12 protein-coding genes are annotated in these 15,872 nt (G+C 74.1%); 5 read left to right on the forward strand and 7 right to left on the reverse strand.

The features are described from left to right. Positions 1–36 precede the first annotated feature (36 nt). A complete protein-coding gene (locus ACFV57_RS19880) occupies positions 37–1,452 on the reverse strand; it encodes a zf-HC2 domain-containing protein (protein WP_385233598.1) in 1,416 nt (471 codons plus the stop codon). Continuing rightward, positions 1,449–2,060, reverse strand: coding sequence for a sigma-70 family RNA polymerase sigma factor (locus ACFV57_RS19885; protein ID WP_385233601.1), 612 nt, complete (start codon positions 2,058–2,060; stop codon positions 1,449–1,451). The genes ACFV57_RS19880 and ACFV57_RS19885 overlap by 4 nt, the downstream gene beginning before the upstream one ends. 406 nt (positions 2,061–2,466) lie before the next feature. Between ACFV57_RS19885 and ACFV57_RS19890 the strand changes: the two genes are divergently transcribed. After that, entirely contained in the window at positions 2,467–2,841 is a 375-nt protein-coding gene (locus ACFV57_RS19890; protein WP_073759200.1) for an STAS domain-containing protein, read from the forward strand. A gap of 167 nt (positions 2,842–3,008) precedes the next feature. Here ACFV57_RS19890 and ACFV57_RS19895 read toward each other — a convergent pair whose 3' ends face one another. Both ACFV57_RS19895 and ACFV57_RS19900 read right to left on the reverse strand, forming a co-directional pair. Then, entirely contained in the window at positions 3,009–4,190 is a 1,182-nt protein-coding gene (locus ACFV57_RS19895) for a sensor histidine kinase (protein ID WP_385233604.1), read from the reverse strand. Then, the gene (locus ACFV57_RS19900) at positions 4,187–4,840 is read right to left on the reverse strand and encodes a response regulator (protein WP_385233607.1); all 654 of its coding nucleotides are present in this window, start codon (positions 4,838–4,840) and stop codon (positions 4,187–4,189) included. Before ACFV57_RS19900 ends, ACFV57_RS19895 begins: the two co-directional genes overlap by 4 nt. 507 nt (positions 4,841–5,347) lie before the next feature. On the opposite strand from ACFV57_RS19900, the gene ACFV57_RS19905 reads away from it, so the two are divergent. Beyond that, the gene (locus tag ACFV57_RS19905) at positions 5,348–6,508 is read left to right on the forward strand and encodes a M64 family metallopeptidase (protein ID WP_385233610.1); all 1,161 of its coding nucleotides are present in this window, start codon (positions 5,348–5,350) and stop codon (positions 6,506–6,508) included. On the opposite strand, the gene ACFV57_RS19910 is transcribed toward ACFV57_RS19905, so the two are convergent. Beyond that, positions 6,450–7,652 (reverse strand): hypothetical protein, encoded by a 1,203-nt coding sequence (locus ACFV57_RS19910; RefSeq protein WP_385233613.1) that lies wholly within the window; start codon positions 7,650–7,652, stop codon positions 6,450–6,452. The genes ACFV57_RS19905 and ACFV57_RS19910 overlap by 59 nt on opposite strands. Before the next feature lie 337 nt (positions 7,653–7,989). On the opposite strand from ACFV57_RS19910, the gene ACFV57_RS19915 reads away from it, so the two are divergent. The 3 genes from ACFV57_RS19915 to ACFV57_RS19925 all read left to right on the forward strand — a co-directional run bounded on the left by ACFV57_RS19915 (position 7,990) and on the right by ACFV57_RS19925 (position 13,395). Then, the gene (locus ACFV57_RS19915) at positions 7,990–9,618 is read left to right on the forward strand and encodes a serine/threonine-protein kinase (RefSeq protein ID WP_385233616.1); all 1,629 of its coding nucleotides are present in this window, start codon (positions 7,990–7,992) and stop codon (positions 9,616–9,618) included. A gap of 232 nt (positions 9,619–9,850) precedes the next feature. Continuing rightward, complete coding sequence (locus ACFV57_RS19920; protein WP_385233619.1) at positions 9,851–11,515, forward strand: succinic semialdehyde dehydrogenase; 1,665 nt, start codon at positions 9,851–9,853, stop codon at positions 11,513–11,515. A 41-nt stretch (positions 11,516–11,556) separates the two neighbouring features. Next, positions 11,557–13,395 (forward strand): GMC family oxidoreductase N-terminal domain-containing protein, encoded by a 1,839-nt coding sequence (locus ACFV57_RS19925; RefSeq protein WP_385233622.1) that lies wholly within the window; start codon positions 11,557–11,559, stop codon positions 13,393–13,395. Positions 13,396–13,449: 54 nt separating this feature from the next. Here the strand turns inward: ACFV57_RS19925 and ACFV57_RS19930 are convergent, their stop codons facing one another. Together ACFV57_RS19930 and ACFV57_RS19935 are read right to left on the reverse strand one after the other, a co-directional pair. Beyond that, positions 13,450–14,484, reverse strand: a complete 1,035-nt coding sequence (locus ACFV57_RS19930) for an LAETG motif-containing sortase-dependent surface protein (protein WP_385233625.1) — start codon at positions 14,482–14,484, stop codon at positions 13,450–13,452. A gap of 823 nt (positions 14,485–15,307) precedes the next feature. Beyond that, positions 15,308–15,622 carry a chorismate mutase gene (locus ACFV57_RS19935; protein ID WP_385233827.1) on the reverse strand — a complete coding sequence of 105 codons (315 nt, stop codon included), beginning with the start codon at positions 15,620–15,622 and terminating at the stop codon, positions 15,308–15,310. Positions 15,623–15,872: the final 250 nt, after the last annotated feature.

Below are 15,872 nucleotides of genomic sequence, written 5' to 3' on the forward strand. Positions count from 1 at the left end.
CGCGCGGCACGCCGTGACCCGGTGGTCACGGCGTGCTCACAGCCGCGACAGCGAGGCAGCGGCGAACAGCACGTCGCGGATCGCGTCCGGCTCGCCGTGCTGCCCGGCGGCGGCCTCCTGCGGCGGGACGTGCCCGGCCGCCAGCTGGCAGAACTCGATGCTGTCCAGCGCGATGTGCGCGACCGTGCGGTCCGGGGTGCCGAGGGCGCCCGGCGAGTCCAGGGCTATGTACCAGTGGCCGCCGCCGCAGCCCTCGACCTCCAGATGCAGCGTGCGGCCGGGCGCGCCCGCCTCGACCAGGTGCCGCGGCGGCGACGCCAGCCCCGCCCGGCGCCGGTGGGCCAGCACGCCGGGCAGCAGCCGGGCCGCCAGGTCCACCATCAGGTGCAGATGCCCGGCGGCCGGGGGCTCGTACGGATAGTCCACCGCGTCCGCGATGTCGCCCGCGTGCACCCAGCACTCGAAGGCGCGGTCCAGGAAGGAGTCGCGCAGCGGCAGCCGGATATCGGGCCCGTACGGCACGGTCAGTTCGGCGACGCCGCCGCCCGCGAAGGACACCGTCCGGATCAAAGTGTGGCTCTGGTCGCGCCACAGTCCGCGGGTCGCGTGCGGGGAGCGGCCGTCCGCGATCGCCTGCCAGCAGGCTTCCGTACGCTCGCCGGGTCCGGCCGGTCCGGGCGGGGCCGCGGCACCCAGCGGGTCGCCGAGTCCGAGCGCGGTGGCGACCATGCCGTCCACGGCCATCAGATGTCCGATGACCCCGGCGACGGTCGTGCGCCGGTCGGCCGGCCGCTCGCCCTCGAACCAGCGCAGCCGCACCGGAGCCCGCCACTCCGCCTCGCCCATGTCGCTCAGCAGCGCGTCCAGCTTCGCCGTCTCGGCGTCGTACGGCGCCGCCCACTCGGGCACGGGGATACGGGCCGGTCTGCGGCCGAGGCAGCCCTCCAGGACGCGGGAGCGCAGCAGCGGGTCGAGGTCCAGCGGGTCGGCCGGGTGCAGCAGGCCGACCGCGTCGCGCAGGCGCAGCGCCTCGTCGGCGCAGGCCGCGCAGTCCGTGAGGTGCTCCTCGACGGCGGCCGTCTCCTCGGCGGAGCAGGCGGCCAGGGCCCAGGCGCCCAGCAGGGACTTCAGCACCCGGTGCGGGGTGGGCGCGGGGCCGGGTGCCGGCGGTGCTTCCGCGGCCGGTGTGCCCGAGGCCGGCGCTCGCGGCACGGGTGCTTCCGGTTCCGCCGTCGTCGCCGGTGCTTCCGGTGCGGGCGGGGGAGCGTCCGGCAGCGGCCCGTTGTCCTCGGCGGCGGAGCGCGGGGACGGTATACGGGGCCGGCCGCCGCCGTGGGGGCCGCCCCGGCCGTGCGGGTCGGCCGGACCACGCGGGCCGCCCTGGCCGCCCTGGCCGTGCGGGTCGTGCGGGTCGTGGGGGTCGTGCCGGTCCCACCCCTCCGGGCCGTTCACAGCGGGCGTCCGTATCCGGGAGTGCGCGGTGGGGGCTCCGACGGCTTGGCGGGCGGCAGGGTCTGGTGGTTGTGCGCGGTGGACAGCAGCTGGAGGCCCAGGCGCAGCCGGCGCCGGGCCTCGTCCTCGGTGACGCCGAGGTCGGCGGCGGTCTGGCGGTAGTCGCGGCGCTGGAAGTAGGCCAGCTCCAGGGCGGCGCGCAGCGGTGCGGGCATGGACGTGACGATGTAGTCGGCGCGGGCGGCGGTGGAGGCCGCGCGGATCTGGCGCTCCGTCTCGGCGGGCTCGGGGGCGTCCTTGCCGCGGTCCCGGGCCGAGGCGGCCTCGGTCTGGCGCAGCCGGTGCACGGACTGGCGGTGGGCGAGCTGGGCGACCCAGGAGCGCAGCGAGCCCTGCTTGGGGTCGTAGGAGTCGGGATTCTCCCAGATGTAGCCGAAGACTTCACGGGTGATGCGGTCGGCGGCCGTCTCGCTGCCCAGGACCCGGCGGGCAAGGCTGTGCACAAGCGAAGCGAACCGGTCGTACAGCTCGCCGAGCGCCGCCGCCTCGCCCCGTGCCAGCCGCTGCTGCATCCGCCTGTCCCAGCGCGGTGGTGCGTCATGTCCCATTCGGCCCCCATCCCTCGCCGCCGCCGTGTCCCGGCACGACGGCGCACTCCACCGTGCCATCGAATGTAGTGGTCCGGTCCGACATTGACGCCCCTTTGCGGCAAACCCGTACGGCCGGTGGTTGACGGATGGTATGGACACGGTCACTTTTGGTGGTAATGCCCGCTCGTCCGGGATCGAAGCGGAACTGTTCGCGTCTGTATCTGCCGATGTGTTATCCGTGTGTGACCGGTTCCCGGGGAAAGTTCCCCGCCGAGTGGGCATAGCCTTGTAAGGGAACGGCCCGTTGCGCAAAGAATTCTGAAGAGTTTCAGGGGAGAACGGCCGGGCAGTCGAGGCGGGAAGGGCGCATTCCGGTTGTTGCCGGAGGTGTCCCGTCCGCAAGCGAGCGAAAGGCTTCGAGCGCGTGTCGTTGAAGGTGGCAGAAGGCGAGCAGGGCCGCTGGGCCGTATTGCAGGTCTCCGGCGAAATGGACCTGGTCACATCGCCGGCGGTGCGCCAGCACGTGCACGACGCCGTCGCGGAGGGCCGCCGCAGCGTGGTGCTCGACCTCTCCGAGGTCCGGTTCTGCGACTCCAGCGGCGTCGGCGTGCTGATCGCCGCCCGCCGCCTGATGCGCTCCTGCCAGGGGCGGTTGCGGCTGATCCTGCCCGCGCAGGGCGCGGTGGACGGCTCGCACGTCAACCGGGTGCTCGCGGCGCTCGGCGTGCGCCGCCTCTTCGAGGTCTACCCGGACCTGAGCACGGCCGTCGACGAAGCGGCCGCCCCGCTCTCCGCGTGAACCGGCGCGGACGGACCCGCCGGAAGCCGACCGGCGGCAGTAGCGTCATTCCCGCTCAATCGTGACGCCTGGTAAGCATTTCGTAACGCATTGTGCTCGATGATCGGTCGAGGTCCGGTTCTCCCGCTCCTGATCATTTCAATTCGCCACGAACGCGGCGAAAATCCTCACCCCGCATCCCGCGGGAATTCCGCCCGTACGAGAAATCCGCCGTCCGCCGTGTGCCCCGCCTCCAGCAGGCCCCCCAGGATCTGGGCGCGCTCGCGCAGACCGACCAGGCCGTGGCCGCCGCCCGGGAGTGCCGGCGCGGGCGCGGACGTGTCCGGCGGCCCGTTGCGCACCTCCACCCGCAGGCCTTGCGGAGCCACCGCCGCCCCGTCCCCTCCAGGGCTCCCGTCCGCCTCCACCGCCGCGACCCGCACCCGCACCCGCGCGCCCGGCGCGTGCTTGCGCACGTTCGTCAGCGCCTCCTGAACGGTCCGGAAGGCGGCCCGCTCCACGGCCTTCGCGCCGCCCGCCCCCTCCGGCACCTCGTGCTCGTAGACGACGTCCAGCGCGCTCATCTCGATCAGCCGCGGCAGCTCGGCCAGGTCCGGCTGCGGCGCCAGTTCGCGCGCGTCCGCGCTGCCGCCGCCGGCCGCCCGCAGGATGCCGACCATGTGCCGCAGCTCCTCCAGGGTCCGTACGGACAGCTCGCGGATCGTGCGGGCCGACTCCCGCGCGGCCTCCTCCCCGGCGCTCACCTGCACCGCCCCCGCTTGCAGACTGATCAGACTGACCTGGTGCGCGACCACGTCGTGCATCTCGCGGGCCAGCCGCGCCCGCTCGGTGGCCAGCACCCGGTCCGCGATCAGCCGGTTCTCGCGGCGCAGGCTGTGCGTCAGGTCGTCGACGCGGGCGGCGAGTTCGCGGCGGGTGCGCACCAGCAGGCCCAGCGCGATGGGCGCGGCGGAGGTCACCGTCGCGTCGATCAGCACCTGGAGGTTCTCGCGGTGCGCGCCCAGGTCCAGGTCGGAGAGCGGGTACGGGAAGAAGTGCGCGGCGATCAGCAGGGCGGCGCAGGCGCCGAGCCGGACACGGCCCGGCCGGAGCGCGGCGAGGGTGTAGAGGGCGATCATCGGCGCGAACCAGATGTAGCCGATGTACAGGCCGGGGAGCGCGACGAGGAAGACGGCGAGCGGCAGCCGGCGCCGCAGCAGCAGCGCGGCGGCGGCGACCAGGGAGACGCCCAACTCCAGGCCGAGGTCCAGGCCGTTGACGAGGAAGGCGTCCACCATCGACAGGAGGACGGGCACGGCGAGGGGCACGGCCCGGCGTATGACGCCGGGAAGGCCGCCGGCCCCCTTCATCGCGGACCGCCCGTGACGAGGCCCGCGCGGTCCGCGAGGATCGCCGCCTGGACCCGGTTGAGGCCGCCCAGCTTCCCCAGCAGCGCCCGCACATGGTCCTTGACGGTGCTCGGCGCCAGCCCCATCCGCTCCGCGATCTGCGCGTTGCCCAGGCCCTCGCCCAGCAGGGCCAGTACCTCGGACTCCCGCGGCGTCAGGCCCTGAACGGCGCGGGCCGCCGCGGCCTGGTCCTCGGCGGTGAGGAAGCCGCCGATCACGGCGCGGGTGACGCCGGGGTCGAGCACGCTGCCGCCCTCGGCCAGCGTCCGTACGGCCCGTACGAGTTGTTCGGGGTCGGAGTCCTTCAGCAGGAATCCGGCCGCGCCCTCGCGCAGCGCCGCGGCCAGGTACTCCTGCGCGTCGAACGTCGTGAGCATGGCCACGGCGGGCGGCTCGGCCGTGGCGCGCAGCCGGCGCAGCACGGTCAGCCCGTCCACGTCGGGCATCCGGATGTCGAGCAGGACGACGTCCGCCGCGCTGTCCCGCACCGTGTCCACGGCCTCGGCTCCGCCGCAGTCCGCGACCATCTCGATGTCCGGGGCGGTGCCCAGGATCATCCGCAGCCCGGATCTGACCAGCCGCTCGTCGTCCACCACCGCGACACGGATCACCGGCCGCCCCTCTCTGCATCGCGTTCTGTGGCCTGCCCGCCGCCTGCCGTGCCCCGACCCCCGCCGGACGGCGGGGGTCGGGGCACGACCTGCGGAGGATGCCGTGAGGTGGCGCCCGCGGGCAGAGTGCCTTTCATGCTGCACCACCAAGGGGGCCACAAGCCGACCACGCGGTGCAGCTCACAGTGACGGCCGCCGCGACCCCCACACGCGGCGGCCGTCGCCCTTAGGCCCGCGGGCCCGTCTCCGGGCCGTTCCGCGTCCTGCCTCCGGGCCGTCCCGCGTCCTGTCTCCGGGCCGTCCCGCGTTCCGTCTCCGGGCCGTCCGCGGCCCCGGATTGCTCGCCTCCGGAACAACTTCGTCCCCGCCCGTTGCCTCCCGTCACTGCCGCCTCTAGGTTGTGCGCGGTCCGCTGCTCGCCGGTCCGTACGGCGTTCCGCTGACCGCCACCCCCCTCGGAGCACGGCCCCACGGGGCACGGCTCGGCATCGCTTCGGAGGCTTCTTCGTGCACAGACCCCGACGTACCCCCACACCGTCCGACGCTCCCGGCACCTCCGGCATATCCGGCACTTCCGTACGGGCGCGCCTACGGTCCCGAATACCGGCCGGACGCACCCGTACCCGCCTGCGCCTGACCGCCGCCGCGGCCGGCCTCGCGCTCGCCACCGGCCTGGCCGCCACCGCCCCCACCGCCTCGGCGTCCCCCACCGCGTCCCCCGCCCCGCCCGCGGCCTCCCGCACCCAGCAGGTCGAGTACTTCACCCCGCAGGGCCACCCCCGGCACACCACCGTCCCGGTCGCCACGCCCAAGAGCCTGGTGAGCGCCCACCGTGCGCGTTCCGCCGCCGAACTGGCCGCCGACGGCGACGTGACGTCGGTCGTCCGCAACGGCCCGACCGCCAAGAAGGTCGACGTCGTCGTCATCGGCGACGGCTACACCCTCGCCCAGCAGAAGGACTTCCACGCCGACGCGAAGGCCAAGTGGGCGCAGATCTCCGCCGTCGAGCCGTACGCCTCGAACCGCTCGCTGTTCAACGTCTGGACCGTGGACGCCGTCTCCAACCAGTCCGGCGTCTCCGGCGACCCGGCCAGGAACGTGGTCAAGGACACCGCGCTGGACACCCGCTTCTGGTGCGACGACATCGAGCGCCTGCTGTGTGTGGACACCGGCAAGGTCGAGAAGTACGCCGCCAAGGCCCCGGACGCCGACCTCGTGATCGTCCTCGGCAATTCCGCCAAGTACGGCGGCGCGGGCTACAACGACATCACCTCGCCCGTCGGCTACGACGGCATCGCCACCGCCTCCTCCGACCACCGCGACTCCGCGCAGGTGGCGGTCCACGAAACCGGGCACTCCCTCGGCAAGCTGGCCGACGAGTACGTCTACGACACCAACGGCACGTACACCGGCGCCGAGCCGGCCGCGCCCAACATCACCAAGATGAGCGCCGCGCAGATGAAGGCCAAGAAGGCGAAGTGGTACCGCTACCTCGGCCAGAACTCGCCGGACGGCGGCAAGGTGGGCGCCTTCGAGGGCGGCGGCTACTACCCGCGCGGCCTCAACCGCCCCACCGAGAACTCGATCATGCGCACGCTGGGCCGGGAGTTCAACCTGCCCGGCCGTCAGGCCATGATCGATGGCTTCCACCGCCATACGGGGGGCTGAGCCGACCCTCGTACGCGCCGTACGCACTGAACGAGCGGCCGGTCGCCAGGACCACCACCGAGGTCGTGGCGGCCAGTTCGTACGCCGTCAGCACCAGCGACACCGCGCTCTCGCCCGTGACGAACGGGCCGCCGAAGAACCCGGTGACGGTCAGCAGCACCACCGTCCGCACCGTCAGGTACAGCTCGACGGCGGCGAACACCAGCAGCGCGCCGCGCACGTCGCGGTTGCTGCGGACGGCGAGCACGCCGAGCACCAGCAGGACGGCCACCGACGACAGCGTGGTGAACTCGCCGGACTGGGACAGCCGGACGGCGTCGGCGGGGGCGGAGCCGTCCACCGCGCCCCGCAGGTAGGTGCCCAGGTCGATGCGCTCCTCGGCCATGCCCCACGCCGTCCAGGCGAGCCGTGCCACGCCCATCACGAGGAAGAGCACGCCGCAGATACGGGAGAGCCGGCGCCGCCACCAGGAGTCGGTGTCGGCGCACGACCGTTTTGCCACCACGGGCCGGGGGCCGCGCTCCGGCACGGCGTCAGGGTCGGGTACGGCGCCAGGGTCCGGCACGGCGCCGCGGTCCGGCCGGTGGCCGTCCCGGGCCCCGCCGTCCGCGGGGTCCGCGCCACCGGCCGGACCGGCCCGTTCGCCGGTGCGGTCACCGGCCCGGTGCAGCGACACGACCACCACCAGGGCCGCCAGCAGCCCCAGGGCCCGCGTCGCCAGCACCCAGCCGCCGATCGGCTCCGTGGCGTACAGCTGCCGGTAGCCGGAGTGGCACAGGCCGACGATCTCGCGCGCCGACTGGGCCAGGATCACCCAGCCCAGCAGCAGCGCGCCCGTGCGCGCCACCCGCCGCAGGGCCAGCGCACCGCCCGCGACCGCCAGCAGCGCCACGACCAGGGCCCATTCGCCGGGCCCGAGCGTCCACATGAAGAACGAGGCGCGCGGGTTGAAGAGCCCCTCGAAGAAGTCCCAGACGCTGCCGTCGCCCTGGACGATCCCGTACACCGTCCACGCGGTCAGCGCGCCGCCGTAGAGGGCGAGGGCGGCCCCCGCCGTGCGGTACGCCCGCTCGTGCCCGGCCGCCGCCCGGCCGGGGTCGGGGCCGGGCCGGACATCCACCGCACCGCCGTCCTGCATCACCATGTCCGACCCCCGATCCGCCGCGCCGTGCTCACCCGCGCCGGCCCGTGCACTGCCGGCCGGCCACGTCCCACTGCCCCGTACCCACTGCCGTGTTCTGCTGCCGCCTCACTGTTTCAAGGACGGCGACACAGGCGGCGGAGGTTCCCTCGCGTGTGTCGTGGGGCACTGCCGGACACGAGGTCACCGCGCCGCACCGGACACCGACCGGCCGGGCTGTGAACTCCCTGCCCCACGGCGCGCGCCGCAATCGTGCACAACCGCCCCGTGCGCCTCCCGCGCACCGCACGCCACCCGGACATCCACCGCCGTGGCCCGGCCGGTGGGGCAAGATGAGCCCATGGGGAGCTTGCGGGGCGAGGGCCGGCTCATCGCCGGCCGCTACCGTCTGGGCGAACGGCTCGGCCGCGGCGGCATGGGAACGGTCTGGCGCGCCACCGACGAGATGCTGCGCCGTCAGGTCGCGGTCAAGGAACTGCACCTGGACGACGGCCCCGCCGACGCGGAGCCCGGCACCCAGCGGGCGCGGGCGATGCGCGAGGCCCGGACCGTGGCCCAGATCAAGCACCCGAACGTGATCGTCCTGCACGATGTCGTCGAACAGGACGCCCGCCCCTGGATCGTCATGGAACTGGTCGACGGCCCCTCCCTCGCCGACCGGCTGACCAGCGGCGGACCGCTCGCGCCGCGTGAGGTGGCGCGCATCGGCCTGGCCCTGCTGGGCGCCCTGCGCGCGGCCCACGCGCGCGGGGTCCTGCACCGCGACATCAAGCCCGCCAACGTCCTGCTGGAGTCGGGCACCGGCCGCGTCGTCCTCACCGACTTCGGCGTCGCCCAGGTCCCCGGCAGTACGACGCTGACCGAGACCGGCGGCTTCGTCGGCTCGCCCGAGTACACCGCGCCCGAGCGGATGTCCGGCCTGCACGCCGGACCGGCGGCGGACCTGTGGTCGGTCGGTGTGCTGCTGTGCGCGGCGCTCAGCGGGCGGACGCCGTTCCACCGCGAGTCGCTGGGCGGCGTGCTCAGCGCGGTCGTGCACGAGGAGATCGAACTCCCGGAACCGGCCCGCCCGCTCCTGGCCGTGGTCCGCGGCCTGCTGGAGCGCGATCCGGAGCGGCGGCTGGACATCGCGGGCACCGAACGGCTGTTGCGCGGCTACCTCCAGTCGGGCCGCGCGCCCGAGACCCCGCCGCCCCCGCCCGCCGCGCCCGAACGCCCGGCCCCCGGACGCCCGGCCCCCGAACCGGGCCGTCCCCACGGCGTCCCGATACCGGACGCCCTCGCGGACCGCGCGCTGGCCGCGGCGGCCCGTCCGCACACCGGCCGCGCGCGCACCGCGCTCCTCGCGGGCCTGGCCGTGTGCCTGCTCGCGGGTGCGGGCGTCGGCGTCGCGGCGCTGGTCCTGCGCGGCGGCGATACGGACGGGAAGGACGGCGGGTCGCGGGCCACCCGAACGCGACCGTCGCAGGAACGTTCGGGCGCGCCCGGTACGGCCACCTCGGCCCCCGGCTCCGGCCGCACCCCCGCCGTCCCGCAGGGCTACCACCTGGTGCGCGACCCGCTCGGCTGCTCCCTCGCCGTCCCGGACGGCTTCTTCCGTTCGTACGAGAAACCGCGCGTCTTCTACTACTCCGCGGGCAAGCGCCAGCGCCTCGGCATTCACATCCAGGAGAACGCTTCCACCGGGCCACTGGACACCATGCGCCGCGCCGACGCCGAAGGCCCCGGCAACTACCCCGGCTACCGCGACGGCACCGTCACCCGGACCACGCACCGCGGCCGGCCCGCCGCCCGGTGGGAGTTCACCTGGGACGGCGGGCCGGGGGAGGGCGGTGCCCGGCACACCTACGACCTCATCTGGGAGGAGGGCGGCACGACGTACGACGTGTGGGTCTCGGCGCCGCTCGCCGAACACGACCGGGCGAAACGGCACTTCACGATCGCTCTGAATACTTTTCAGCCGCTGTGAACCAGTTCAGTAGGTCCAGTCCCGTTCTGTACGGGTGTCCGTAGCTCTTCGGCCCCATGGCGCGCGCAGCGGCCCGGACCGTCCGGACGTCGCCCGCCGGGGCGCCCCGTACCCGTAAGGGCCCAGCGCAGCGGCCTTGTGGCCAGTGAACACTGGCGCGATTGTGCCCACCGCGTGAAAACTCGTTACCGGTGGGTACCCAAAGCGTCCGGCGCGTCATACGCTCGCCCGCATGACGGACTCGCAGGACACCGGAACCCGCTCCTCCGCAACCGCCGGCGCCACCACCACGGCCGGCCGGACCGCGCCCGCCGGCGGCAACCCCGTCGCCCGCGCCGCCACCGGCACCCGGACCGCCGCCGACGTGGTCACCCCGCACCTGGTCACCCGCCTGACCCGCGGCGTGACCGGCAGCGGCCGCACCGCCAACCACACGCCCTTCACCGGCGAGAAGCTGGCGGACCTGCCCGAGTCCACCCCCGCGGACGTCGCCACCGCCTTCGACCGGGCCCGCGCCGCCCAGCGCGCCTGGGCCGAGGTCCCCGTACGGCAGCGCGCCGCCGTCCTGCTGCGCTTCCACGACCTCGTCCTGCGCCGCCAGGCCGAGGTGCTGGACCTGATCCAGCTGGAGACCGGCAAGGCCCGGCTGCACGCGCACGAGGAGATCCAGGCCGTCGCCGTCGCGGCCCGCCACTACGGCCGCAAGGCACCCGCGTACCTGCGCCCCCGGAGCCACACCGGCGTCGTGCCGACCCTCACCAAGGTCACCGAACTGCGGCAGCCGCGCGGCGTCATAGGGCAGATAGCGCCCTGGAACTACCCCTTCGAACTGTCCGTCGGCGACGCGCTGCCCGCCTTCGCCGCCGGCAACGCCGTCGTCATGAAGCCCGACACCGGGACCGCGCTGACCGCCCTGTGGGCCCGCGAACAGCTCATCGAGGCCGGGCTGCCGCCGGAGGTCTGGCAGGTCGTCCTCGGTGACGGCCCGGTCGTCGGCCCCGAGGTCGTCAAGCACGCCGACTACGTGTCCTTCACCGGCTCCACCCGCACCGGCCGCGAGGTCGCCCAGGGCGCCGCCGCCCGCCTGGTCGGCGTCTCCCTCGAACTCGGCGGCAAGAACGCCATGCTGGTCCTGCACGACGCCGACGTGGACAAGGCCGCTGCGGGCGCCGTACGCGGCTGCTTCTCCTCCGCGGGCCAGCTGTGCGTCTCCATCGAGCGCCTGTACGTGCACGAGTCCGTGGCCGACGCCTTCGTGGAGCGTTTCGCCGAGCGGACGAAGGCGATGCGGCTGGGCAACGCCCTCGCCTACGGCGCCGACATGGGCTCGCTGGTCGGCGAACGGCAGCTGGAGACCGTCACCCGGCACGTGGAGGAGGCCGTCGCCAAGGGCGCCACACTGGTCGCGGGGGGCCGCCCCCGGCCCGACATCGGCCCGCTGTTCTACGAGCCCACCATCCTCGACGGTGTCGAGTCCCCGATGGCCGTGTGCGAGGAGGAGACCTTCGGCCCGGTCGTCTCGGTCTACCGCTTCGGCGACGAGGACGAGGCGGTGGCCCGCGCCAACGCCACACCGTACGGCCTGAACTCCAGCGTCTGGACCAAGGACGCCCGCCGCGGCCACGCCGTCGCCCGGCGGCTGCGCACCGGCACCGTCAACATCAACGAGGCGTACGCGGCGGGCTACGGCAGCGTCCAGTCCCCGATGGGCGGCATGGGCGATTCGGGGCTCGGCCGCCGGCACGGCTCGGAGGGCATCCTCAAGTTCACCGAGGCGCAGACCGTCGCCCACCAGCGCCTGATGCCGCTGGCGCCGTCGTTCGGCATGGACGACGAGAAGTACGCGGCGTTCATGACCCGCAGCCTGCGCGCATTGAAGGCGATCCGCCTCCGCTGAGACACGGGCCCGCGGGCCCGCCCGAGAACGAGGGAGTGCCAGTGCCCCAGGACCACCCTGCCCAGACACAGCGCGACACGTCCGAGGACGGGTACGACTACGACGTGCTCGTCATCGGCTCGGGGTTCGGCGGCTCCGTCTCCGCGCTCCGCCTGACCGAGAAGGGCTACCGCGTCGGCGTCCTGGAGGCCGGGCGCCGCTTCACCCGCGCCACCCTGCCCAGGAACTCCTGGGACCTGAAGAACTACCTGTGGGCGCCCGCCCTCGGCTGCTACGGCATCCAGCGCGTGCACCTGCTCGGCAACGTCATGGTCCTCGCGGGCGCCGGGGTCGGCGGCGGCTCGCTCAACTACGCCAACACCCTCTACGTACCGCCGAAGCAGTTCTTCGACGACCAGCAGTGGGGGCACATCACCGACTGGCAGGACGAGCTGAAGCCGTACTACGACCAGGCGCGGCGGATGCTCGGCGTACGGCTCAACCCGACCATGACCCCCTCGGACGTCCACCTCAAGGCCGCCGCCGAGAAGATGGGCGTCGGCGACTCCTTCCACATGGCGCCGGTCGGCGTGTTCTTCGGCGACGGCAAGGACACCGACGGCACGGCGAAGGCCGACCCCGGTGCCGAGGTGCCCGACCCGTACTTCGGCGGCGCCGGCCCCGCCCGCACGGCGTGCACCGAATGCGGCGAGTGCATGACCGGCTGCCGGCACGGCGCCAAGAACACCCTCAACGAGAACTACCTGTACCTCGCCGAGCGGGCCGGAGCCGTCATCCACCCGATGACGTCCGTGGTCACCGTCACCGAGAACTCCCGCGGCGGTTTCGCCGTCGGCACGCTGCCCACCGACGACAAGCGCAAGGGCAGGGGCCGCACCTTCACCGCCCGGCGGGTGGTCGTGGCCGCCGGCACCTACGGCACCCAGACGCTCCTGCACCGGATGAAGGACAGCGGCCTGCTGCCCCGCGTCTCCTCCCGGCTGGGCGAGCTGACCCGCACCAACTCCGAGGCGCTGGTGGGCGCGCAGACCGACGACCGCCGCTACCGCAAGGCGCACGGCGAGCCGAAGGCCGACTTCACCCGCGGCGTCGCGATCACCTCGTCCATCCACCCCAACGACAGCACCCACATCGAGCCGGTGCGCTACGGCAAGGGCTCCAACGCGATGGGCAGCCTGTCCGTCCTCCAGGTCCCGATCGCCACCCGCGCGCCCCGCGCCCTGGCCTGGGCCGGCAACTGCGTGCGCCACCCGCTCCTGCTGCTGCGTTCACTGTCCAACCGCCGCTGGTCGGAGCGGACCATCATCGGCCTGGTCATGCAGTCCCTGGACAACTCCCTGACCACGTACCGCAAGCCGGGCGGCCTGGGCAAGGGCCTGCTCACCGCGCGCCAGGGCCACGGCGCGCCCAACCCCCAGCAGATCCCCGAGGCCACCGAGGCGGCCACCCTGCTCGCCCAGGAGATCAACGGCTTCGCGGGCAGCAACGTCGGCGAGCTGATGGGCACCCCGCTGACCGCGCACTTCCTGGGCGGCTGCCCGATCGGCGAGGACGCGGACCACGGCGTGATCGACCCGTACCACCGCCTGTACGGGCACCCCGGCATCTCCGTGGTCGACGGCTCCGCCGTCTCCGCCAACCTCGGCGTCAACCCGTCGCTGACCATCACCGCGCAGGCCGAACGCGCCATGTCCTTCTGGCCCAACAAGGGCGAGGACGACGCGCGGCCCGCGCCCGGCCACCCGTACCGGCGGCTGTCCGCGGTGGGGCCGCGGCGCCCGGCCGTCCCCGAGGACGCGTTCGGCGCGCTGCGGCTGCCCCTGCTGCCCGTACCGGCCGTCCCGCCGAAGCCGCAGGCCGCGGCGCCGGCGGAGAGCTGACCCGCGGCCGTACGGGCCGTACCGCTTCCGGCGCGGCCCGTACGGCGTCCCGCCTCAGGCCGCGTCGGCGCCCTTGCGGCGGCGCACGACGAACACCGCGCCCGCACCGAGGGCGACCGCCGCCGCACCCGACAGCGCGACGACCGGCAGCACGGAGGACGCGCCGGTCTCGGCGAGCCTCCCGGTGACCGGCAGCTGCACCTGCTGCTCGGAACCCCCGTGCGGCGCGGGGCGGTTGGGGTGCTTTCCGGGCTTTCCTGGCTTGCCCTGGGAGTCCGGCACATGGGGCTTGGCGCTGCCGGTCGGCAGGATGTCGAAGTCGTAGTCCACGGCCTCCGAGTAGCCGCACTCGTGGTCCGCGTTCGCGTACCAGCCCAGGCTGAACGCGCCGCCCCAGCTGGCGGGCGTCTTCGCGTCGGCCTTCAGCCGCAGCCGTGCCTCCGCGTACTCGCCGGGCCGCAGGCCGTCGCGGCCGCCGAGCGAGACGAAGAACCCGTCGTTCTCCTCGGCTCCCGGGACCCGCTGCCACGTCCCACTGCCCACGTCGAACCACTGGAAGGTCAGGTGGTCCGAGACGTCGTCGGTGGTCGGGATCTTCAGGGCGCTGAGAAGCGCGAAGGCGGCCACGGACTTGATGTGCTTGGTGGAGATGTTGGTGGCGCGGAAGGTGAAGTCCACCCATCCGGAACCCGCCACGATCTTGCTCGGCAGGCCGCGGAGTTCGGTCCGTACCGCCCGCTCGCTGGAGTAGTCCGCGCACTCCGGCTCGTCGGTGGGCGTGGTCGTCGGTGTGGCGCTGGGCGTTTTCGTCTCTGTGGGCTCCCCGGGCCCGGCGGCGGGCGGCTTCGCCGGGGTCGCGGTGTCCTGGCCGCCCCCGGGCTGCGTCGGCGTGCCGGTCTGTCCGGGCCCCGGGGAGCCGGAGGACGGGGTCGCGCCGGGCGTCGGCGTCGCCGACGGGGTGGCGGTCGCGGTGGGCTGGGCGCCCTGTCCGGGCGGCTCGGTGGCGTACGCGGCGGGGGCCGCCAGCAGGGCGGCGGGGGCTATGGCGGCCGTCGCGGTGACGGCGGCCAGGGCGCGGCGGAGCTTCATCGTGAAGACCTCTCGGTGCCGAAGTGCCGTGACCACGGCACGGGTTCGTGACAGGCCGTCGCGGTGGGGCGCGGGATGGCCGGGTGGTTGCCGTTACTGACCGGCCGTGCCGGGAAAAGGTTGCACGGCCGGGCACCGGCCCATAGCGAAGGGCCCCGGGGCGCCGCCCGCGAGGGGGGTGCGGGCGACCGGGGCCCTTGGCTTTCGGCGTCGGCGTCAGGGCAGCGCCGGCGCCGAGGGGGCGGCGCCGGAGGGGGGATGGCGCCGCTGGCTCTCAAGTTGTCCGGGGGTGGGCGCCCCCGCGAGTGCGGTGTGTCCGTACGCCGCGCGACGGTCCGGACCGCTGTACGCGCCGCCGCCCGCCGCGGGCACGGCGTGCCGCATTTTCCGCGTCGCTCCGGGCACGGTGTGCCGCTGTTGTGCATCGTGCTGGACGCGCCTCGTCCAACGCAACCGTTTCGACCGGATGCGGTCGGTCCCAGGCGTCCCCGAGACCGACCGCCCCATCGGATGTGACCGGGCTGCTGTCCCCTGCTGACCGGTCACGACACCGTGGCGAGGTCCCACGACGCGGACCGCTCCAAGTCGGCCGGCGTCTCATCGCCGCGGCGAGTCCGCCCACGGGCGGCGTCTACGCGTAGTCCTGCAGACCGCACCTGGCTGGCGTGGCACCCGGAACAACGAAGCCCGGCGGCGGCCGGTCACGGCGCCGTACGGGTGAGTCGGCCACGTACTACGGGTCGCCCGGCCACGACCGCGGCTGGACCGGCCACGACCGCGGGTGGGAGCGGCCGTGCACGCGCCCGGCGGCCCGGCCGCGGCCTCAGATCCGGCCGCGGCACAGCTCCAGCAGCGTCATCGCGAGCGCGGTGCCGGGGCGGCCGAGCTGCCCCCGGTAGTGCTCCAGCACCTCCATCTCGCGCGAGAGGCTCACCCGGCGCCCGCCGGAGGCGATGCGCTCGCGCTGGATGACGGCCGAGACGGCCATGCGCTCCTGTACGAGGCCGATGATCCGGCCGTCGAGGTCGTCGATCCGCGTACGGGCGTCCGTGATCACACCGGCCGCCGCCTCCGTACGCGCGCCGGTATCGGGTGCCGCCGCCTGCTTCGCCGCGACCGCCGTGGCCTGCGTCACCATGCCGGCCGCCGGGTCCGTAACCGCCTGGATACCGCTCATGTCCGTCACTCACTCCTGGAGATCGTGACCCCCGCAGCCGCCGTCGGTACCGCTTCGGCCCCGCCACTCCCGTCCAACACAGAGCGCCCCGGGCCTTGTCGGCCCGGGGCGCCTGGGAAGTCGCTCGTCAGTTGATCAAGCAGCACGACCATGGCAGCCGGACGGGCCGGTGCCATAGGTAAAGACGAAGGTCAGCTGCTTGTACATGGCG

The organism is Streptomyces sp. NPDC059788 (assembly GCF_042732265.1).
Classification (GTDB): domain Bacteria; phylum Actinomycetota; class Actinomycetes; order Streptomycetales; family Streptomycetaceae; genus Streptomyces.